The following is a 20,890-nucleotide window of genomic DNA, read 5'->3' on the forward strand; positions in this document are numbered from 1 at the left end:
ATTGCACTAATGAAAAAAATCTTTGTTTATGTTCCCATAAACGGTGTCATTGAGGCCATTACACCCGCAGTGCGGATCTTTCAGACCGCTAATGATTTTCTTGCCGCTAATGGATTACCGCCTAAATTCAAAGTGGAATTAACGGGCCTGAAGAAAACCATCACTTTATCAGAAGGACCTTATACTATAACCGTAGACCGTTTGTTGAAAGATGTCAGCGAGGCGGATCTATTTATTGTTCCGGCCTTACTTCATCCTTCTATGGCAACTGCCGTTGAAGCTAACAGCGCCGCTTTTCCGCAGCTTACCGCTTTACATGCAAAAGGCACAGAGATGGCATCCTTATGCCTGGGCGCTTTTTTACTGGCGGCCACAGGAGTGCTGGATGGAAAAAAATGTTCCACCCATTGGGCCTATTATAATGAGTTCATGCAGCTATACCCGCAGGTAACCATCGCTTCGGGATCGGTAATAACCGATGAAGCAGGGGTTTATTCCAGCGGCGGCGCCAATTCTATCTGGAACCTGTTGCTTTACCTGGTAGAGAAATATACCAATCGTGAAATGGCGATCCTGCTGGCAAAATTTTTCGCAATCGATATTGACCGTAACAGCCAGAATGCCTTCTCCATTTTTAAAGGCCAGAAAGATCATCCTGACGAGGACATCATAAAAGCGCAGGATTTCATCGAAAAGAACATAAGCGAGCGCATCGCAATCGACCAACTGGCTTCCATGATCGCCGTGAGCCGGAGAAGCTTTGAGCGCCGGTTCAAGCAGGCCACTAACAACACCGTTTTGGAATATATTCAGCGCGTCCGGATCGAAGCCGCAAAACGGAAATTTGAATCCCGCCGCCTCAACATCAACGAAGTAATGTATGATGTAGGTTATACGGACACCAAGGCTTTCCGGGATGTGTTTAAAAAAGTTACGGGGTTAACGCCCATTGAGTACCGCAACAAATACTATAAGCCGAACCTGGATATTTCGTTTACCCCGGGCTATGGGCTTTCGTGAACAAATTGCCCATTTCTTATTTCTGATTTCTTATTTGCTTTAGCAGCCGCCATCATTGCCGGCAACAACTATTCCCCCAGTGTTTTCCGCAGCCCTTCTTCAAAAGAAACCGGTTCGTACCCCAGTACCGCTCTCGCTTTTGAAATATCCAGCCCGCTTTTTAACGGACGCCGGGCCAATTCATTCAGTTCCGCACTGCTTACCGGTTCTAACCGGTGTTGCGCTATACCCATAAATTTGGCTACCTGCATGGCCATCTGGTAAGGGGTGAATACGTCACTGCCACTTAGATGAAAAATACCGGTGGCGCGTTTTTCTATAATTGCAATAACTCCCTTAGCAAGATCTGCCACATAGGTAGGCGTTCGTTCCTGGTCGTTCACCACACGGAACGGTTCGTTTTTACGCAGTTTACCCGCGAGCATGGTTAGAAAGCAGTTCCGCCCGTACAAGGGCTTCCCATAAACGAAAACAGTGCGCACTATCGACCAGTCGTGCCCATACTCCCGCACCGCTTCCTCCGCTTCCTGTTTGGTTCTGCCATAGTAGCTTAACGGACTTGTTGCGTCTTCTTCTTTATGCATGCCTGTTTCCCCGTTAAAAATAAAATCGGTAGACAGAAAAATGAAAAAACTTTTATGATCCGCAGCATTCAACAATAGCTGCACCGTTCCCGCAACATTCGTTTCATAAGCATCCGCCTGGTTGCGCTCACAATCATCCGGTTTGCTCATAGCGCCGGAATGTACTACCACCTCCGGCCGAATGCTTTCAAATACTTCCAGCACTGCATACGGGTCGATAAAATCCATTTGCCGGAAATGGTAGCGTTCTCCCGCAAAGGAAGAAAGATCCGCATTTTTAGAAGAGGCGTACACTTCATACCCCGCTTCCAGTAATTGCTTTATTACATAACTGCCCACCAGGCCATTGGCGCCCGTTACTAAAACTTTCATGCTGCAATATTAAGGATTAGATGCCGGATGCTCGATTCTGGATACGGGATACTCGGTTCTCGTTACAGGATGCCCAGCATCAAGTATCAAGAACCAAGTATCAAGTACCCATAAAAAAACGCCCCGGAAAAACCGGAGCGTTATATTTTTTTAGCTATTGTTTATTCACCGTTGCCCATTCACTACCTATCCCAGGTAAGACTTCAGCGCACTGCTATAGCGCGCCTTTTGCAGGCGTTTAATAGCCCGTTCTTTGATCTGGCGTATACGTTCTTTGGTCAAATCGTATTTCTGACCGATCTGCTCAATAGTAACGCCATTTTCGCCATCCAGGCCAAAATATGCATTTACTATTTCAGCCTCTCTTGGGGAAAGCGATTTCAGCACCCGACGGATCTCATTGCGCAGCGAATCTTTCATCACATCATCATCCGTATCAGAACCGCCTTCCAGCAGATCACCCATGGCCACATCTTCCGCTTCGTGCACGGGTGCATCCAGTGAAGTATGGCGGGTATTGCTCTGGAAAATATTGTTGATCTCTGTTTCGCTCATTTCCAGCAGTTCAGATAACTCCTCTGTAGAAGGCTCTCTTTCGTGCTCCTGCTCAAAGGCCATATAGGCCTTGTTGGCTTTATTGTAGGTACCGATCTTATTCTGTGGCAAACGCACCAAACGTCCCTGCTCGGCCAAAGCCTGCAAAATAGACTGGCGGATCCACCAAACCGCATAGGAAATGAATTTAAAGCCCTTGGTTTCATCAAAACGCTGAGCCGCTTTTATCAACCCCAGGTTCCCTTCATTAATCAGGTCACTCAGCGAAAGCCCCTGGTGCTGGTATTGCTTGGCTACCGATACCACAAAACGCAGGTTCGCCTGCACCAGTTTATCCAGCGCACGCTGATCCCCCATTTTAATTTTTTGGGCCAGAGTGGTTTCTTCTTCAGGAGTGATCATCGAGATCTTTGAAATCTCCTGGAGGTATTTTTCCACCGCCTGGGAATCACGGTTGGTGATTTGTGTAGCAATTTTTAGCTGACGCATAATAGAATTAAATTATAATAACACCCCGAAAGCTAAGGGATTTACCCATAGCAATATTAACAAATTTTTAGAAACATACAAAGATACGACAGATTTTAATAAAAACCATGCGCTATCAAGAACTTACTATATTATAACAGTTTTTTTTAACGTTGGTTTTCCTTAACTAAGACGTCTTTATGGGCTCCCTTCCTGTTTTGTTACGCTGATTTAAGATAATAATCATCACCAGTCCGAACAATACCAGCAGTACTGAAATCAGTTCTGCCTGCGTAGGATGCATCCCGAGAATATCCATTTTTACGTTCACCCGTATTTTTTCAATAAAAAACCGTTCCAAACCGGTAAAAATAAGATAGATCCCAAATAGCACGCCCGGCACTTTGAAGCGTTTTCTTATGGCCCAGAGAATCCCGAAAATAGCAAGCGCCATTATGATCTCGTAAAGCGAGGTGGGAAAAACCGGAACCGGCAGGTGCGCGCAGAACTTGCCCGCACAGTTAGCTAACGGCACCCCTGCCTCATTTACATTGTGCGGAAAGTCATAAGCAAAAAACCAGTCCGGCAAAAAACTAAGCATTCCTGGCTTGGGAAAAAAAGCATGGTGATCCGAATTATGCATAAAAAATGTAGCCTGCTGCATAACCGTATTTTTAAAATCATCCGCCGTTGCCGGAAATATACCGCCGTTGGGGGTTGTTTTAAAAGCGGAGTTGTAAATACCCCAATCCCCGTCACCTGATACCTGGCAGCCGATGCGCCCCAGTCCGTAGGCCAGCATCATTACCGGGCCCATGACATCAATAAAATGAAGAAAATTAATATTGTGCTTCCTGGTGTACCACCAAAGTGCGATGCCGGCGCAGATGAGCCCGCCGTAATACGTAAGGCCCGACATTGAAAAAAAGGACGATGGATCCCTGAGGAAGGCGCTCCAGTTTTCAAAAGTATCAAACAGTTTAGCACCCAGTAATCCAAAAACAATGGCGAGCATAGTAATTTCCCCTACGCGGTCGTGCGGCCAAACCCGGATGATACGGGTTTCGGGTTGTGCAAGCTTTTGTTTGTTCTTATCGCGCCATTTAATAAAAGTAAAAAGAGCGCCTAATGCCAAACCGGTAAGCACATTTCCCCGGGCGGAGAAAATGTATTCCTGGGGGTTCATATTTTCGGCATTGGTCAAAAAAAGCCCCAGGATCTTATATCCTAAAATAAATCCGAGCCCGAAATTGCTAAGGAGCTCCGTAACACTGGCCGGCTTCCCCACGATCACTTTTACTTCGGTAGGGCCAAATGCTCCTTCTTTGCTTTTGCGTTTCAGCTCTTTGGTAAGAACAACGGAACAGATGATAAAAGCCAGTGCTACAAAAAAACCAAATGAATTAACAAAATGTAAGAAATTCCACTCTACCCCAAAGGCGTCTTTAAAAAAGTAATACAGATTAGGATACATGCATAAAAATTGTGCACAAACGTACATGAAATTTTCCATTCATAAAATACACAAAGGATGAAGGGAAAATTTCAGGGAACCAAAAAATAATAAAATTTACAAGAGAATATTACAAAGATATTGCGCAGCAGATAATACAATAAATCAAACGAAGCGGGATCTATACATAGCTCCCGCTTCGTTGAATCTGTTTTCTAAAACCTGTTACAATAGCTGTAACCGCAACTTAATTACAATAATCATCAAATGCTGCCATCAGGTTTTGAGCGATCATTTCTGCGGAACGTCCCTCAATTTGGTGGCGTTCAATAAAATGCACCAGTTCACCGTCTTTAAACAAGGCAATTGACGGAGAAGAAGGCGGGTAAGGCAGCAGGTGCTCCCGAACTTTGCTTACCGCGGCAATATCAAAACCCGCAAAACTGGTAGTCAGATGGTCTGGTTTTTTTTCTGCATTTGCTACCGCTATCAGTACGCCCGGCCGTGCCGTTCCTGCTGAACATCCACATACCGAGTTAATAACCAGTAAATTAGTTCCTTTTTGAGCCAATGCCGATTCAACCTGCTCCGGGGTGGAAAGATTCTCGAAACCATTGTCTGTCAACTCTTCCATCATCGGAATTACTATTTCTTGTGGATACATATATATTTATTGTGTTTAAAAAATGATAACGCAAAAGTAGCTAAAAGGTTCAATGAAAAGCCATAGCAGCACTGAAACACAGAGATTCAGCAGCTTCTGTGTTTCAGTGGTTAAAAAAGCTGCAGAGAACCAGCCCGCATTACCTGCCACTATTATCAGGCACAACTAACAATATATGACAACTTGTCTTTAATAAAAACAAAATTAAGACAAAATGTCGTTTAAATTTCAATTGGTTTTTAATTTGATCCTGCCAATTCAATCAAATTTTTAAAAAATTAAAATCCATAAGAATGACAAACGTAAAATTTAACGGAACTCCTTTTGAAAGAACGCTTACCAGTTTTGTAGATGATTTCGTTACTGAAATGCCCGCGCTGTTTAAAACGGAGGTAAAAAACCCCAATATTAAAGGATTTGCTCCCATCAATATTCTTGAAAAAGAGAATGAATACCAGATTGAAGTAGTTGCCCCTGGTTTTGAAAAAACTGATTTCAAAATAAACCTTGAGCAAAATCTGCTGTCCATTGCAGTAGACAAAAAAGAAGAAGCAACTGCGGAGGGCGGCAAATCTATCCGGAAGGAGTTTTATCAAAGATCTTTCAAAAGAACGTTTACAGTTGATGACAAGGTAGATACAGATAAAATAGAAGCTAAATATGTTAACGGAATCTTAATAGTTACGATTCAGAAAAAGGAAAATGTAAAACCGGCGTCAAAGGATATAGAAGTTCTCTAATAATAAGTAAAAAAAGCATATAAATTTTTCTCATAAGCAGTTAGTTTTGGTTTAGAGCCTGTTGTTTCTACAGCGGGCTTTTTTTATGTGCCGCCCAAGCAAACGGAATCCCCTGCTGGTTCGTCATAATGCAGTAAATTCGCGGTTCTATTAACCGAACATTATGAATATGCTTAGAAAATTAATGCTTCTTATTGGCTTTACGTGTGCGATTGGAACTGTCTTAAATGCCCAGGTTATTACCGACTCCACTCACCAGACAACCATTATCCCCAATGTGTACGGCGTGGACACCTCATTGAGGATCATCAACCTCTATCCCTTTTTCTCCCTTCATGTAGATTCAAGCCTTTCTTACCGGCTGCAGATCAACAAACCCTTAAAAAATTATTACTGGTTTTTAAGAGATGCGCCTACCGGCTTAAAAATAGACAAGGACAACGGACTGCTCAGTTTTAAGGCCAACAAATCGTTGTTCATGTCCGGCCGGTTAAAATACGACAAAAAATACGAGGTCCAGATCGGCGTGCAAAATCTTTCGAACCCCAAGGAGCATGTAGACACTTCTTTCACCATTTCATTTTATAGCACTGATATACAATACCCCCGGGTAAAACCATCGGTGGTTAGCCCCGTTTACATTGAAGAAGGCAATAAATTAAGTTTTAATGTGCTTTGCGACAATGGCAACTTCCCGATTGAAAGAATATTAGTTTCAAGCAATATTTCCATAGGCAATTTTAAACTGCCTAAGACCTGTGATGATACTTTTGAATGGACGCCCGGCTATGATTTCGTAAACGAAAAAGATTCGGGACAGGTAAAGATCGTGAACCTGCTGTTTATGGGTACTACCCAGTTTAATTTCATAGATACGGCACGTATAAAAGTTATTGTAAAAAATGCTTTAAACTTTGACATAGCAACAAAAGATTATAATGACGCCGTGGATAATATAAACAAATGGATGCTTCGTTATAAATATACTTTTTATCAGTTAGACAAAAAGGTCCGGAATATAAAGGGCACACGTTCCGGGTTTGATATTACTACCGCCACCACCACTACCACCGGCACCATACTGGCCACATCTGCCACTACAAAAAACAGTGATTTTTCAAAAATATTACCGGGTATTGGTGTAGTGGGCATTCCTGTTAAAGAGGCCGTGGCTCCCAACAAAACGGTGGAACAGAACCAGGCTACTTTGTTAAGAGCTACGATCAAAAGACTTGAATATATTCTTTTTGACAATAAACTTTTTGGTGACAGGGACCCTAACATTGCAACCAAAACAGAAACACTAAAAAAAGAACTGAGACAGGCGCAAACGCAACTGGCGGAAGTGCCTACTGAAATGGCAGAAAGCATGTCGGAAGAACAGATCAACAAATATTTTGAAAGTCCGAAAGTGCGTAAGAAATACCGGTTGCGGTAATTCGCCCTCGTTGGTGTTGCGCATAGCCTGGTGATGCCGGCAAAAACACCAACAAGGGAATTCGCAATGTCGTTGGTGTTCTCCCCTCGCTCCTTCTCTGCTCAACACGCAACGACGGTGTAAAAATGACCAGCCGGGAAGCCGGAACAATTATTTTTCAGTTGCTATTAATTTACCGTTTTATTGCCTCCCCGGCTGTTTTATGCCCTTGTTTCAAAAAGAAAACAGTTTGTCATTATTGATCACAAAGTAAGCCGTATTTGCAGGCGCTTCATACCCGGTAAATAATCCTGTAAAAGCGCTGAATGCCGGAAGCACCATGTAGTCTTCGGTTTTTATAAAACAGGGCAGGCAGATCCTTTGCCGGGCCTTTCCGGCTATTGTATAGCCCGGATGCAGGTGGCCTGAAAAAGAGAAACGATCATTGCAAACTGATTGCCTATCGTGGATGATGCGAAAATTACCCATCAAATATTCTTCAGCCGTTACCTCAATACCCAGATCCGTGTACCCGGCCGTTTCATACCGGTCATGATTCCCTGGCACCAGCGTCAGCGCAAGGGTTTTATAGCGATTCCTCCATTGCTGAAAAATTAAAATATCTTTATTGAACTGATGATGGAACAGGTCTCCTGCGATCAATAGCTGTTCGGGCTGAAATCCTTCTATAAGACAGGTCAGGCGCTTCAGATCATCCTCCAGCACGCCGGACGATACCGGGATCCCATGCCTGCGGAAATAACCCGTTTTACCCAAATGCAGATCAGCCACAATGAGTGCCTTCCCGGCCGGCCAGTACACCGCCCGCAGCGCCGATAAAATCACCGGTTCCTCTTTTATAAATATCGTTGCGGTACTAGTTCCCGGCATTGTTTCCTGTTGTTTTTTTAAAAGTTTCCTCCTGCATTTTTCTGATCTGTACATCCAGTTCCTCACTGCTCAGGTTTTGCCGCAGGCTGTCTACCTTTATCGGGAAACTCAGCGGTGTAAAACCCTTTGCCTGCACGATCACGATCCTGCTTTTTACGATCCGCTGAAAGGCCGCCATTAAACGCGGTTCTTCCAGTTGCTGATAAAACACTTCGTCAAACGCCTGCCTCAATAACAAATTGGAAGCGTCATATTGTTCAAAAATGCGAAAAATTAATCCTGAGGAAGACTGGAGGTTTTTATTGGTCTTTAGCTTGCCGGCATAGTTGCGCATTACGAGTCCTGCAATTACGGCAATGTCCCTGAACTTGCGCCCCGCCATCTCAGCGGCATTGATACTTTTACCAATGTCGGACGTAAGCCCCGTTACGGAAAACAATTCTTCAATGATCTTTTTTGTGAGCTGCACCGGCTGGTCGCTCAGCAGCTCAAACCCATAGTCATTCATGGCCATAGAAAAACTGATCGGCTGAATCCTGCTCAGCCGCCAGGCGATCAGTGCGGCCATCACCTCGTGCACCAGCCTGCCTTCAAAGGGGTACATATAAATATGATGGCCATCCTTTGTTTCGATCTGCTCAATCAAAAAATCGTCTTCCCTGGGTACATGGGACACTTCCTGCTGCTGGCGGAAAAGCGGCTGCAATGCCCTTAACTCCCTGTCCATCCGGCCGGGCAACAATGCCTGTGTATACTTATGGCGCAACAAGGCGCTAAGGTTGGAGGACAGGGGCAGCCGCCCGCCCATCCAACTGGGCGTAATAGCGCGTTTTGCTTTGCTGTGCCGCACTAACACGGTCATATCTTTGATCATTACAAACTCAACGATCTTTCCTGCCAGTCCGAACTTATCCCCCGGCGACAGCCGGGAAACAAAATATTCCTCCACCATTCCGATATAGCCGCCGCTCATATACTTTACTTTCAGCATCGGGTCGCTTACGATAACCCCCAGGTTCATCCGGTGCATCATAGCTATTTTCCGGCTCTTTACCACATACAAGCCCTCTTCAACAATAACTTTTTGAAACTCCTCGTACGACTGCAGCAGCTCGCCTCCCTGTGTCACAAACCGCAATAACCATTGCCATTCCCCCGGCTCCAGCTCGCGAAAACAATAGGTCTGTTTTACTTCAGCAAACAATTCTTCCTGCCTGAAACCCTCTCCCACAGCCAGTGTTACCAGGTACTGCACCAGCACATCAAATGTCAACAACAAGGGCGGCCTGCTTTCGATGATCTTTTGTTTTGCCGCTTCCTTTAAAGCGGCCGCCTCCACCAGCTCCAGCGAATGGGTGGGTAAAAAATAGATCCTCGAGGTTTCAAAGGGCGAATGCCCGCTTCGGCCGGCACGCTGTAAAAACCGCGCTACCCCTTTGGGAGAGCCGATCTGGATCACGGTATCCACCGGCTTAAAATCAACGCCCAGGTCTAACGAAGAAGTACAGATCACCACTTTCAGTAATCCCGTATGCAGGCGTTCCTCGATCCATTGCCGGAGCTCCGCATCTACAGAACCATGGTGCAGGGCCAACTGCCCCGCAAGATCCGGGCATACGCTCAGCAGTACCTGGTACCATAATTCAGATTGACCGCGGGTATTGGTAAAGATCAGTGTAGTGCGGCTTTCGTTAATAACGGGGATCAGCCGGGCGGCCAGTTTGGTACCCAGGTGCCCCGCCCAGGGCAGCAGCTCGATCTCTTCCGGAATAATGGAGATGATCTCCGTTTTCTTTTCCTCTTTGGTCTGGATTTTTATTTTCTTTTGCTCTCCCGGCAGCAATACGTTCATGGCATCATCCATATTACCGATAGTGGCCGATATGCCCCAGACACGCATGCCCGGCGCCAGCTTCCCCAGGCGGGCAATAGCCAGCTCGGTAAGCACACCCCGTTTGCTGCCGAGCAATTCATGCCATTCGTCTACGGCTATACATCGCAGCGAAGTGAACAACGGTCCGTTTTTTTTCTGGGCAAATAACAGGTGCAGACTTTCGGGCGTGATCACCAATACATCCGGCATTTTTCTTTTTTGTTGCTGCCGCTCTGCAGGCGTGGTATCGCCATTGCGGACCCCTACCTCCCAGTCTAACCCCATTTCCTGCAAAGCCGTTTGCATGGCCCTTGCCAGGTCTTTTGCCAACGAGCGCAACGGGGTGATCCAGAGCAATTTTACGCCCGCGCTATAGGCTTGCGGATTATTTAAATAATGTATTAAAAGCGCCAGGAAAACGGAAAAGGTTTTGCCAAAACCGGTGGGCGCCACCACGATACCGGAGTACCCTTCATCAAATTTTTTCCAGGTCTCCCTTTGAAATGAAAAGGGCGTCCTGGAGGAGGCCTTCATCCAGTTCTCAACAATTTCATATCCCGGTGTCGATTCAAAACGCCTCATTACAATCTCCTGTTTGGATCCCGAGCGGATCCGTGTAAATATATAGGAAAAATCAATTACACTTTTCGTCATGCCGGGCGCTCTCCCGGCCGTCGCCGCGAGAGCCGAGGTATCCCTGTGATGCCGAACTGCAACTACACCAGTATTTGAGCCATTTCCGCTCCGTTAGGAGCGTTGTGTTTATAGCAATCGCAATGGTATTTGTTCGGGCTGTTTACGCGGTCCTGCTGAGGCGGGAGAGCCGATGCTTTGCGTAGATGATCATGAATACTATAAACACGCGGCGCCTACAGCGCCCGAATCGTGTTCCTGATTTTGACGCGCATGCGAAAGCCTTCGGGTCTGCGATCAGGATAACGAAAGAATACTATGTCATTGCCTCATTGTTTTTGCCCGCCTGAATAATTGCAGATCGGCAGGCAGTACAAATAAATAACCCGGAGAACCACAGCGCTTTTTTTTATACGATTTATTCAGTGTCTTCAGATTCGTGCGGAGACAGCTCCCACTACTATTGGCAACCCGTTTTTTGTAAATAGTTGCAAAAACAATAGTTTTAACAGCAAAAGCTGACTATTTTCGTAACTCCATGAGCCTCATTTCCATTATAACTGTAAATTATAATCAGCCGGAAGTAACTGTAGCGTTTTTACAATCGATCCGCAGGCATGCCGGGGATCTTCCTGTTGAAGTTATTTTGGTAGACAATGCGCCGCAGGGATCCTATGAATCGCAGTTTACGGATGTGTACCCGGAACTAATCTATATCTTATCGGAACAAAATACCGGTTTCGCCGGGGGCAATAACATGGGTATCCGGCACTCCGGGGGCGATTATCTTTTACTGCTCAACAATGATACGGAAATCACGGAAGGATTTTTAACCGCCCTGCTTGATGAAATGGATGCCAACCCGCAGATCGGTTTATTATCCCCGCTTATTAAATATTTCGATGAAAAGGACCGCATACAGTATGCCGGTTTTACGCCGATGAATTATTATACGGCACGTAATAATGGGATCGGTAATTATGAAATTGACAGAGGGCAATACCACAAAAGCTATGAAACAGGGTTCTGCCATGGTGCGGCAATGCTGTGCCGCCGCAAGGACCTTGAAGCCGCAGGACTAATGGAAACGCTCTATTTTCTTTATTATGAGGAACTGGACTGGTGCGAGAAATTCAAACGCATTGGAAAGAAGATCTGGTTTACCGGTAAGGCTGTAATCTATCATAAAGAATCTGTCAGTGTGGGTAAAATGAGCCCGCTGAAAATTTTTTTTATGACCCGTAACCGCTTGTTGTATATCCGCAGAAATGCGTCTTTCCTGCAAAAAATTGCTTTTTCCGTTTATTACACTTTTTTTGTATGCCCTTTAAAAATAGTGCAGTTGCTGGGAAAACGGCGGCCCGGTTTAGCACGGCAGGTGTTCAGGGGAATACAATGGAATTTTACTCATTCAAAAAACAGTACCGATCTGGGGTATAAAGGCATATGACAATCGTATTTTGGATCCTTTTAATCGTTATCTTTTATTCTTTTTTTGGATATGGCATCCTGCTGTATTTGATTGTGCGTTTAAAGCGGTTATTGAGGGGCAAAAAAACAATTGACGCGGCTGTCAGCGGGCTTCCTTCAGTAACGCTGCTGATCGCAGCCTATAATGAAGAAGATTATATTGAAGAAAAAATACAGAACTGCCTGGAGCTGGAGTATCCTTCGGAATTATTGTCCCTGTTATTTGTCACCGATGGTTCTACCGACAGTACGCCCGATAAAATTTCCCGGCATCCGGAAATAACCTTGTTCCATACCCCTGAGCGTTCGGGAAAAATGGCGGCTATAAAAAGGGTAATGCCTTTTATAAAAAGCGAGATCGTTGTATTTACCGACGCCAATACTTTTTTAAATAAGGAGGCGATCCGGAAACTGGTAGCCCCTTATCAAAACCCTAAAGTAGGCGCTGTGGCCGGTGAAAAAAGGATCCTGGTTGAAGCCAGCGCTGATGCCAGTTCCGCAGGAGAAGGCTTTTACTGGAAATACGAATCGGCATTGAAGCAATGGGATTATGAATTGTACAGTAACGTAGGCGCCGCAGGCGAATTGTTCAGCATTCGCAGAACACTCTATCAGCCCGTGGAATCAGATACCATTATCGACGATCATATGATCGCCATGCGCATAGCAGAAAAGGGATTTATTATTGCCTACGAGCCGGGCGCCTATGCCCTGGAAACGGCTTCTGCCAATACCAAAGAAGAGCTGAAGCGAAAAATAAGGATCGCCGCAGGGGGGCTGCAATCCATCCTGCGTTTAAAAAAAGCCGCAAACCCTTTTAACAACCCTGTACTCACCTTCCAGTACATCAGCCACCGGGTGCTGCGCTGGACGGTTACACCCTTCTTTATGATCTTGTTGCTGCTGGTAAATGGTTATATGGTTTACACCCAGCAGTATCCTGATTACTATACTTATTTTTTATATGCGCAGGTGCTGTTTTATGCGCTGGCATTTTCAGGCCTGCTGTTTGAACGGAGCAATATAAAGATCAAGGCCTTCTTTATTCCTTATTATTTTGTGCTGATGAACTATGCCGTAATGGCCGGCATTTTCCGGTATTTCCGGAAAAAACAAAGCGCCGCCTGGGAAAAGTCTAAGCGGAAATAAGCAATTGTTCGGGCAACAAAGAAAAATAGTGTTGTGGTACCGGCCGGGCTGCAGCGTAGCAAACACTGATGCTATATTCCCCCTCCACCAACAGGCTGGTATTTTGTAAAATAAGGCCATCGGCCGCTTCCGTATCGTTCAGATCGTTTCGTCCGTCTAAAACCGGGAATAATCGCAGTTCTTCATTCAGTCCGAAACCAGCCGCTTTTACGGCAGCTTCCTTGCGTGTCCAGAGCCGGAAAAAATCCTCGGAGTTCCTTTCTGATGCGTTTAGGAATTTCTGCTCCGCTTTATTGAATGTCATTTCAGCAATGGCCTCCATATCAAAATCCCTTACCTGCTCCACATCTACCCCCAACTCGGCATTCCCAAAAGCGATCACAAGCATATTCTGCGCATGCGACCAGTTAAAAAAAGGCATGGCAACTTCCTGTTCCTGCTTTATATAGGGCTTGTCAAAACGCCCTTTCAGAAATTCAATATCCTGTGGCCGCTGTGCATTGTATTTTGCCAGGAGCAGCCGGCAAAGGATCCTTGAAAGCAAATAGCGCTGCGCATCTTCCCGGTGATAGAACCGGTTGCTTTTTTCGGCCTCATCGGCTCTGATCAATGCGGCATATTGCTCTGTTAAATGTGTAAATTCATTAATGGTGAACCGGTGAATATGCACCCCCGGAACTGTGGGCGTAAAATCCGTTTTCCATGTTGTTCCCGTTTCCTGGTAACAATGTATTTCTGAAATTGGTTTCAATTTTTAATCATTTATTCAACAATAAAAAAGACAACGCCTATTGTATTGCTCATAGATTTCACGGATTCACACAGAAGGCATTTTAAATCTGTGCAAGCCTGCGGAATCTGTGAGAAAAACAAAACGAATATAAAAACAACATTTATTATATGGCTCACGGATTATCACAGAAGGCATTTTAAATCTGTGCAAGTCTGCGAAAATCTGTGAGAAAAACAAAACGAATATAAAAACAACATTTAGTATGTGGCTCACGGATTACACGGATTATCACAGAAGGCATTTTAAATCTATGCAAGTCTGCGAAAATCTGTGAGAAAAACAAAACGAATATAAAAACAACATTTAGTATGTGGCTCATGGATTACACGGATTATCACAGAAGGCATTTTAAATCTGTGCAAGTCTGCGTAATCTGTGAGCAATACGACGGTATCCAAAAACTTATACAATTTCAAAAGATAACAAACCCTATTCCTTATTGCTCCAGTATGATCTGTTTTTTTAAACGGATATCTACGGATGAGCTGCCCACCATAATATCAAAAGCCCCGGGCTCCACCACAAAATTCATATTCTTATCCAGGATGGAAAGGTCATCCGGCGTTAATTTAAAATGCACCGTTTTTGTTTCCCCGGGGCTCAGCGATACCCGTTCAAAACCACGTAAAATAGATTCATAGGTTGTTACACTACTCACCAGTTGCTTTACATACAACTGCACCACTTCATCACCTTTTACCTTCCCGGTATTTTTTACATCAACCGCCACTGATATGTCTGCCTGTGTTCTTGCCTTTTCGGGATCTACCTTCAGGTTTGCATATTCAAAGGTAGTATAGCTCAGCCCATAGCCAAAAGGGTACAGGGGGCCTACCACCGCCGTTTTGCCATAGCCATTCGGCCCATCGCCCGGCTGCCCGGCATGGGATGCGGGCTTGAACGGAAAATTCATTTCAATTTGCCCGGTGGTTTTTGGAAAGGTGGTCGTCAGCTTACCGCCGGGGTTATAGGCTCCGAAGATCGCTTCTGCAACCGCAGTGCCGCCGGCCGGGCCGGGGAACCAGGTTTCGAGTATGGCATCCAGGTAACGGTTCTCCCAGTTGATGGTTAAGGGTTGCCCGTTGATCAGGATCAGCACCATGGGTTTACCGGTCTTTTTTAATTCTTCCAATAAACGCAGTTGCCGGCCGGGTAAATTCAAGCCCGTGCGCGATAAACTTTCGCCCACCTGTTTATCATTCTCGCCCATTACGGCAATGATAATATCGTTTTGTTTGGCGGCCTCCACCGCTTTATTCATCTCAGCAATTTCCTGCGGGGTCGGCGGCGTATCGATGATCTCGCTTTCCGGCCAGGTAGCGTCGGCCGCTTCGCAGCCTTTTATATAATTGATGGTTGCTTTCTTAGCAGCAAAATGCCGAATACCTTCTAAAACAGAGATCACTTTTTTATTGGAAGGCCCATAGCGGCTGATCGCATGCTCCTTCTCATCCGCCAGCGGACCGGTAACCAAAATATTCCTGTATTGGCCCAGGGACAGCGGCAAAATATTTTTGTCATTCTTAAGCAATACCAATGATTCGCGGTTCATCTGCAGCGCTACAGCTTCCGATGCTTCGGTAGCCACTATCTTATCGGCAGCCTTCGGATCTTTCACATAGGGGGCATCAAAAAGCCCCAGCCTGAATTTTACGCTCAGCACCTCTCCCACGCGCTGGTTCAGCGTTTCCATGGAAAGGCCTCCTTCTTTTATCAATTGTCTCAACGGCAGGATAAAATTTGAAGGAGCATTAAATTCTGTGCGCACATTTAATCCTGCTTCCATTACCATCTTTACTGCTTCTTTGTAATCCTTTGCTACGTGGTGTTTTTCATACACAAATTCCACGGCACGGCTATCAGATACCACATAGCCGTCAAACCCAAACTGCTGGCGCAATAACTGCGTTAAAAAATAATTACTGGCGGTTACCGGCATGCCGTCCCAATCGTTATAACTGCTCATTACCCCCAGCGGGTGCACGTTCTGGATCACTTTCCGGAACGGGTATAAAAAAAGCTGTTGCATTTCCCTGGGCGCAACATGCGGGTCCGTACGGGCATTACCATCCCGCCCTCCTTTGGGCACGCTGTACACGGCAAAATGTTTTAAGGTGGAGGCTACCCCATTTTCCTGTATGCCCCCTGCCAGCGCGGTTCCCAACCCCGCCACCAAAAAAGGATCTTCGCCGTAGGTTTCCACCACCCGCCCCCAGCGCTGATCCCGCGCCACATCCAGGATGGGCGCGTATACATTGGTATAACCCAGCGCCTTTGCCTCGCGTCCAATGATCTGCCCCATTTGGTGCACCAGTTCCTTATTCCAGGTAGAACCGATACCAATGGGCGCCGGGAATGCCGTGGCATGATCCTGGTTCAGCCCGTGAATGCCTTCATTGGTAAAATCAACAGGAATACCCAGGCGGGTTTCTTCAATAAACCATTTTTGAATTTTATTGATGGCCTCTGCGTGGTTGCTAAAGGGATAAGAATACTTTGTTTGCGCCTTTTTATTGCGTGCCAGCCCGTTCAGTTCTTCGTCAATATTGGCAATACCATCTTTCCAGATCTCCTGTTTCCATCCCGGCGTTGGCAGTTCATCTTTAAGCACCCGCCCAAACCCGTAAAGGGTTGCCGTCTGGCAGGTTTTTTCTTCTACCGTCATTTGCGAAAGCAGGTCCTTTACCCGGTTAGCTACAGGCGCAACGGGATCTTCGTAAACGTCTTTCTTCCCGTTTTTATTAAGATCGATCCACCCCTGGTGATAAATGGTTTTCTGACCCTGGGCGCTGCATACCGTTAACAACGCAGTAAATGATGCAAGCAAATATTTCATTCCCGTATTTTGAGCCCGCAAGATAAATAATAGAAAGGGGAATTTTTAAACTATCCTTGCAAATAGCTGCGGGTATTATTCAAGCTTGCGCTGAATAACCGCCTATCGTGCCTGTTAATAAACAGGTGTATCCGGCTAAATCCTAGGAAGCACCGGTATCGCCGCTATACTCACTTTCCGGAACCGGCAGGTTTTTCACCGTAGAACGGCTTAAAGAAACAGAAGAAGAGGAGGAATATAAACCGATGCCGTTACCAAAATACCGGTAATCAATAAGCGATAGCTTCACCACGCCATCAATAGCCAGCTCAATATAATTGCCGTAGCGGATAAGGCGAAAGTGGAACTCCTTTTGTTCTTTCAGGTGAAACACATTGTCCTGCAGCACCTCAAAAATAAAATCGGAACGGGGATCTACCGGGTTATAACCCCAGCTTTTTACAGTAACCACGCTGTTGATCACATCAAAAGAATAATAATACCCCGACCCTTCTTCGTCGATGTCGCTCACCAATCCTAATTTCCCCATGCCTTCTACCGTCAATATACCTTCCCAGATAAAACAAGGCGCGGTTTTTTGTATTACAAAGACCTCATAGCCGCTTCGCGCGGAGCAGATCCAACTCCCCTCCTCCTCATAAGTGACAGCCGTCGGGTTTTTAAAAAGCATGATCATCTTTCCCATCTGCGACTGTTCAACCGTGTTCAGCACCATCTGGTCCCAGCGGTAATAGCTTTTCAACACCAGCCGTCCCTTATCGTCGGTTATCAGTTGCTTTGGTGGTGGAAAGATGCGGTGCGCATTTACATTGCCATTAGCATAAAAAAAATTGTACACCAGCAAATGCTCACCGTCCTGTATAATGCGCGCGGCATAGTTGCCCCGGGGCAGCAGTACATTATTATGAAAGCAATGGTATTCGCCCAGGAAGGCCGGCGCAAACCAGTAGCGCACGGTTACATCTTCTCTTATAGAGCCCAAAAGATAATGCCGTCCGTCCAACTCAAACACACAGGGGCATTCCACATCATCATAAACCATCGGGTAGTGCATGGGTGGATGAAAGATGAGCTCTTTACTCTGCAGCTCCACCAATCCCACGCAGCCCCTCCTGGAAACGGGACCTGCAGCGGCCCTGGTACAAATGAGAAAAAAAGTTTTTCCGTCATAGTCATAGCGGAAGGGATCGCGGAAGCTGATCCAGAAGCGGGGATTATTTTCATAGGTTTCATAAAAAGGCGCCCGCGGGCCAAAGGGAAACACTTCATCCATCACTTTTTCCCAGTTGAACAAATCATCCGACAGGGCCAGCCCTATCTTTGATACCACGCCCCGGTCCTTTCGCTGCAGGCCGGTATAGTACATTTCAAAGCGGCCTTTGTTTTCATATACCTGCATCGTCCACAGCATATCATCATCCCAATCACCGGGGTCGCCAACAAACAGGGCGTTCTTTACCCGGCGCCAGGTCAATCCGTCTTTTGAAACCGCATGGGCTATATAATCATGATTGGGGATAATCAGGTGAAAGAGATGATAGATGCCTTTATGCAACAGCATGGTAACATCGCCTATCTCCCATTCGCTAAAACCGGAGCCGGAATACAGGTTGTCGGGCATTCGATCCATTCCAAAAAAATTTATTTACTTTTAACGCGATTTATCTACAATCATTCCACTGGCAGATGTAAGGCCCAGCACTTTTACCTTCGCATCTTCATTTTCTGAAACCGTTGATCATACACGGCTTCGCCTTTAAAACCGCTCAATATGCAACAATATTACATACAATTGTTTAGTCCGCATGGTTTAATCCGTTATTATAAACCTGAAATTGGACGGGATAAAGATACCGGAGGACAAGTTAAATATATCTTAGAATTATTGGAAGCATTGGCGCTGCACCCACAGGTACGCAAGGTAGACCTGTTTACCCGGCGCATTGCAGACAAGCGCGTCTCTGAAACCTACAGCCATGAAACAGAGACCGTTGCCCCCAATGCCCGCATTGTACGGATCACCTGCGGCGGCAATTTATATAAGCCGAAAGAAAGCCTCTGGGACAACCTGGATGAGTTTGTAGATAAAGTGATCCGCTTTATTGAGCAGCAGGACGATTATCCTGATATCGTGCACGGTCATTATGCCGATGGCAATTATATCGCAGGCGAGGTCAGTAAAATATTCGAGATCCCTTTTATTGCCACCAGCCATTCATTAGGCAGGAATAAAAAAGAGCTGTTATTAAAAGAAGGGCTTCCGGAGGCCGTGATCAATCAAAAATTTAATATGGAGCGCCGCATTGCGGAAGAAGAAAAAACACTGCAACTGGCCAGCCTGGTTATTGTAAGCACTGCTCATGAAATAGCCGCGCAATACAAAACCTATAAATACCGCGATGAAGCCCGGTTCAAAATTATTCCGCCCGGCATCAACACCGCCGTGTTCTATCCCTTTTACCGGATGAACATGCCTTCCTTTACTATGCCGCTGGAACAGGAACAGGCGCAATACCGTGTCAATTCAGAGATTGAGCGATTTCTTTTCGCTCCTTCCAAGCCCCTGATCTTATCCATCGGCCGTGCCGACAAGCGTAAAAATTTTGAAACGATCATTGACTGTTATGGCCAGGATAAAGAGCTGCAAAGCATGGCCAACCTTGCCTTATTTGCAGGTGTAAGAAAAGATATCACCCAAATGCCGGCCGATGAACAGGAAATCCTTACCGGGCTGTTATTGTTGCTGGACAAATATGATCTTTACGGCAAGTTGGCATTACCCAAAAAAAATGACCCTTCGCTGGAAGTACCGGAGATCTATCGCATCGCAGCCCAAAAAAAAGGCGTTTTTGTAAACGCAACGCCCGGGGAAAATTTCGGCCTCACGTTGGTTGAAGCCGCCGCCTGCGGCCTGCCCGTAATAGCATCGCCTACCGGCGGCCCAAAGGAAATTATCGGCAACGCCCGTAATGGCCTGCTGGTGGACGTACAGGACACCAAAGCCATTGCAGCCGCATTAAAAAAGATCATTGCAGATACTTCATTATGGGAGCAGTTCTCTGCCAACGGCATAAAAGCCGGGCAGGAAAGCTATTCCTGGGAAGCCCATGTACAAAGTTATATTGCCGGCATCAATGAAATTTATGCGCAGCGGAATATTGCGGTGGCCCCCGATGGCGCCGCGCTGCCCTATGGAAAAAAATTAATGAAAGCGGGATTGTTTTTCATTTCGGACCTGGACGGCACTTTGATCGAGGGGGATGATGTTACCGGCCTGGACGCGATCAATAGCTGGGTCATTGAAAACAAAAATACGGTAGCCTTTGGCATTGCTTCCGGCCGGAACAAAGCGCTAACCGTTGAAGCGCTGGAAAAATATAACATCGCCGCGCCTGATATATTGATCTGTTCTGCCGGTACTGAGATCTATTATACAAATAAATGCATCCCCGATCCCGGCTGGGAAAGTCATATCAATCATCAATGGAAGCGCAGCGAGCTGGTAAAAACATTGGAACGCTATCCCGGGCTGCGGCTGCAGGAAGCCGATGCCCAATGGAAGTACAAACTAAGTTATTATGTTGACGACCATTTTAGCGAAGGCCAACTGGCCGACCTGTACAAGTTCCTGGACGACCGGAAACTGCGGGCGCGCATCCTGCTTACGGACAACCGGTTCCTGGATATACTTCCCGTGCGGGCGGGGAAGGGAAATGCCGTGCGGTACCTGAGTTATAAATGGCAACTGCCGTTGGATCACTTTATTACTTCCGGGAACGGCGGCAACGATATCGACATGCTCCGCGGCCGCACCAGGGGCATCGTGGTGGCCAACCACAGCCCGGAGCTGGCATCCCTGCGCAAAAGCCGCTATGTTTATTTTGCCCGCAGCCGGCAGGCAACGGGGGTAATGGAAGGCATCCGTCATTACCTGTCAAAAAACGAAAAACCGGGAGCATAAATGGTCGGCTC

General features: G+C 46.1%; 15 protein-coding genes. 6 read left to right on the plus strand and 9 right to left on the minus strand.

Translation table 11 applies throughout. The features are described from left to right. Window positions 1-9: 9 nt before the first annotated feature. Complete coding sequence (locus NIASO_RS06000) at window positions 10-1,020, plus strand: GlxA family transcriptional regulator (RefSeq protein WP_025298745.1); 1,011 nt, start codon at window positions 10-12, stop codon at window positions 1,018-1,020. 68 nt (window positions 1,021-1,088) lie between these two features. Here the strand turns inward: NIASO_RS06000 and NIASO_RS06005 are convergent, their stop codons facing one another. From NIASO_RS06005 to NIASO_RS06020, 4 genes are all read right to left on the minus strand, one after another. After that, on the minus strand, window positions 1,089-1,976 hold the full coding sequence (locus NIASO_RS06005) for an SDR family oxidoreductase (RefSeq protein WP_008585206.1): 888 nt from the start codon (window positions 1,974-1,976) through the stop codon (window positions 1,089-1,091). Between the two features lie 186 nt (window positions 1,977-2,162). Further along, on the minus strand, window positions 2,163-3,020 hold the full coding sequence (locus NIASO_RS06010) for a sigma-70 family RNA polymerase sigma factor (protein ID WP_008585204.1): 858 nt from the start codon (window positions 3,018-3,020) through the stop codon (window positions 2,163-2,165). Window positions 3,021-3,186: 166 nt separating this feature from the next. Further along, entirely contained in the window at window positions 3,187-4,473 is a 1,287-nt protein-coding gene (locus NIASO_RS06015) for a prolipoprotein diacylglyceryl transferase (protein WP_025298746.1), read from the minus strand. A gap of 226 nt (window positions 4,474-4,699) precedes the next feature. After that, a complete protein-coding gene (locus tag NIASO_RS06020; protein WP_008585200.1) occupies window positions 4,700-5,116 on the minus strand; it encodes a BrxA/BrxB family bacilliredoxin in 417 nt (138 codons plus the stop codon). A gap of 293 nt (window positions 5,117-5,409) precedes the next feature. Between NIASO_RS06020 and NIASO_RS06025 the strand changes: the two genes are divergently transcribed. Continuing rightward, window positions 5,410-5,856 carry an Hsp20/alpha crystallin family protein gene (locus tag NIASO_RS06025; protein WP_008585198.1) on the plus strand — a complete coding sequence of 149 codons (447 nt, stop codon included), beginning with the start codon at window positions 5,410-5,412 and terminating at the stop codon, window positions 5,854-5,856. Between the two features lie 163 nt (window positions 5,857-6,019). Further along, on the plus strand, window positions 6,020-7,294 hold the full coding sequence (locus NIASO_RS06030; RefSeq protein ID WP_044046286.1) for a hypothetical protein: 1,275 nt from the start codon (window positions 6,020-6,022) through the stop codon (window positions 7,292-7,294). 213 nt (window positions 7,295-7,507) lie between these two features. Here the strand turns inward: NIASO_RS06030 and pdeM are convergent, their stop codons facing one another. Both pdeM and NIASO_RS06040 read right to left on the minus strand, forming a co-directional pair. Further along, window positions 7,508-8,164 (minus strand): ligase-associated DNA damage response endonuclease PdeM, encoded by a 657-nt coding sequence (gene pdeM / locus NIASO_RS06035; protein WP_008585194.1) that lies wholly within the window; start codon window positions 8,162-8,164, stop codon window positions 7,508-7,510. Next, the gene (locus NIASO_RS06040; RefSeq protein ID WP_008585193.1) at window positions 8,151-10,619 is read right to left on the minus strand and encodes a ligase-associated DNA damage response DEXH box helicase; all 2,469 of its coding nucleotides are present in this window, start codon (window positions 10,617-10,619) and stop codon (window positions 8,151-8,153) included. The genes pdeM and NIASO_RS06040 overlap by 14 nt, the downstream gene beginning before the upstream one ends. Before the next feature lie 589 nt (window positions 10,620-11,208). Here NIASO_RS06040 and NIASO_RS06045 point away from each other — a divergent pair. Together NIASO_RS06045 and NIASO_RS06050 are read left to right on the plus strand one after the other, a co-directional pair. Continuing rightward, on the plus strand, window positions 11,209-12,120 hold the full coding sequence (locus NIASO_RS06045) for a glycosyltransferase family 2 protein (RefSeq protein ID WP_008585191.1): 912 nt from the start codon (window positions 11,209-11,211) through the stop codon (window positions 12,118-12,120). After that, a complete protein-coding gene (locus NIASO_RS06050) occupies window positions 12,117-13,289 on the plus strand; it encodes a glycosyltransferase family 2 protein (protein ID WP_008585190.1) in 1,173 nt (390 codons plus the stop codon). Before NIASO_RS06045 ends, NIASO_RS06050 begins: the two co-directional genes overlap by 4 nt. Here NIASO_RS06050 and NIASO_RS06055 read toward each other — a convergent pair. From NIASO_RS06055 to NIASO_RS06065, 3 genes are all read right to left on the minus strand, one after another. Beyond that, window positions 13,276-14,040, minus strand: a complete 765-nt coding sequence (locus tag NIASO_RS06055; RefSeq protein WP_008581791.1) for a 4'-phosphopantetheinyl transferase family protein — start codon at window positions 14,038-14,040, stop codon at window positions 13,276-13,278. The two genes, NIASO_RS06050 and NIASO_RS06055, sit on opposite strands and share 14 nt — an antisense overlap. Before the next feature lie 478 nt (window positions 14,041-14,518). Further along, a complete protein-coding gene (locus tag NIASO_RS06060; RefSeq protein ID WP_008585188.1) occupies window positions 14,519-16,918 on the minus strand; it encodes a glycoside hydrolase family 3 N-terminal domain-containing protein in 2,400 nt (799 codons plus the stop codon). Window positions 16,919-17,060: 142 nt separating this feature from the next. Further along, window positions 17,061-18,548 (minus strand): glycoside hydrolase family protein, encoded by a 1,488-nt coding sequence (locus NIASO_RS06065; RefSeq protein WP_008585187.1) that lies wholly within the window; start codon window positions 18,546-18,548, stop codon window positions 17,061-17,063. A gap of 141 nt (window positions 18,549-18,689) precedes the next feature. On the opposite strand from NIASO_RS06065, the gene NIASO_RS06070 reads away from it, so the two are divergent. Continuing rightward, complete coding sequence (locus NIASO_RS06070; protein ID WP_008585185.1) at window positions 18,690-20,879, plus strand: HAD-IIB family hydrolase; 2,190 nt, start codon at window positions 18,690-18,692, stop codon at window positions 20,877-20,879. Window positions 20,880-20,890: the final 11 nt, after the last annotated feature.

The sequence above is a fragment of the Niabella soli DSM 19437 genome (assembly GCF_000243115.2).
Classification (GTDB): domain Bacteria; phylum Bacteroidota; class Bacteroidia; order Chitinophagales; family Chitinophagaceae; genus Niabella; species Niabella soli.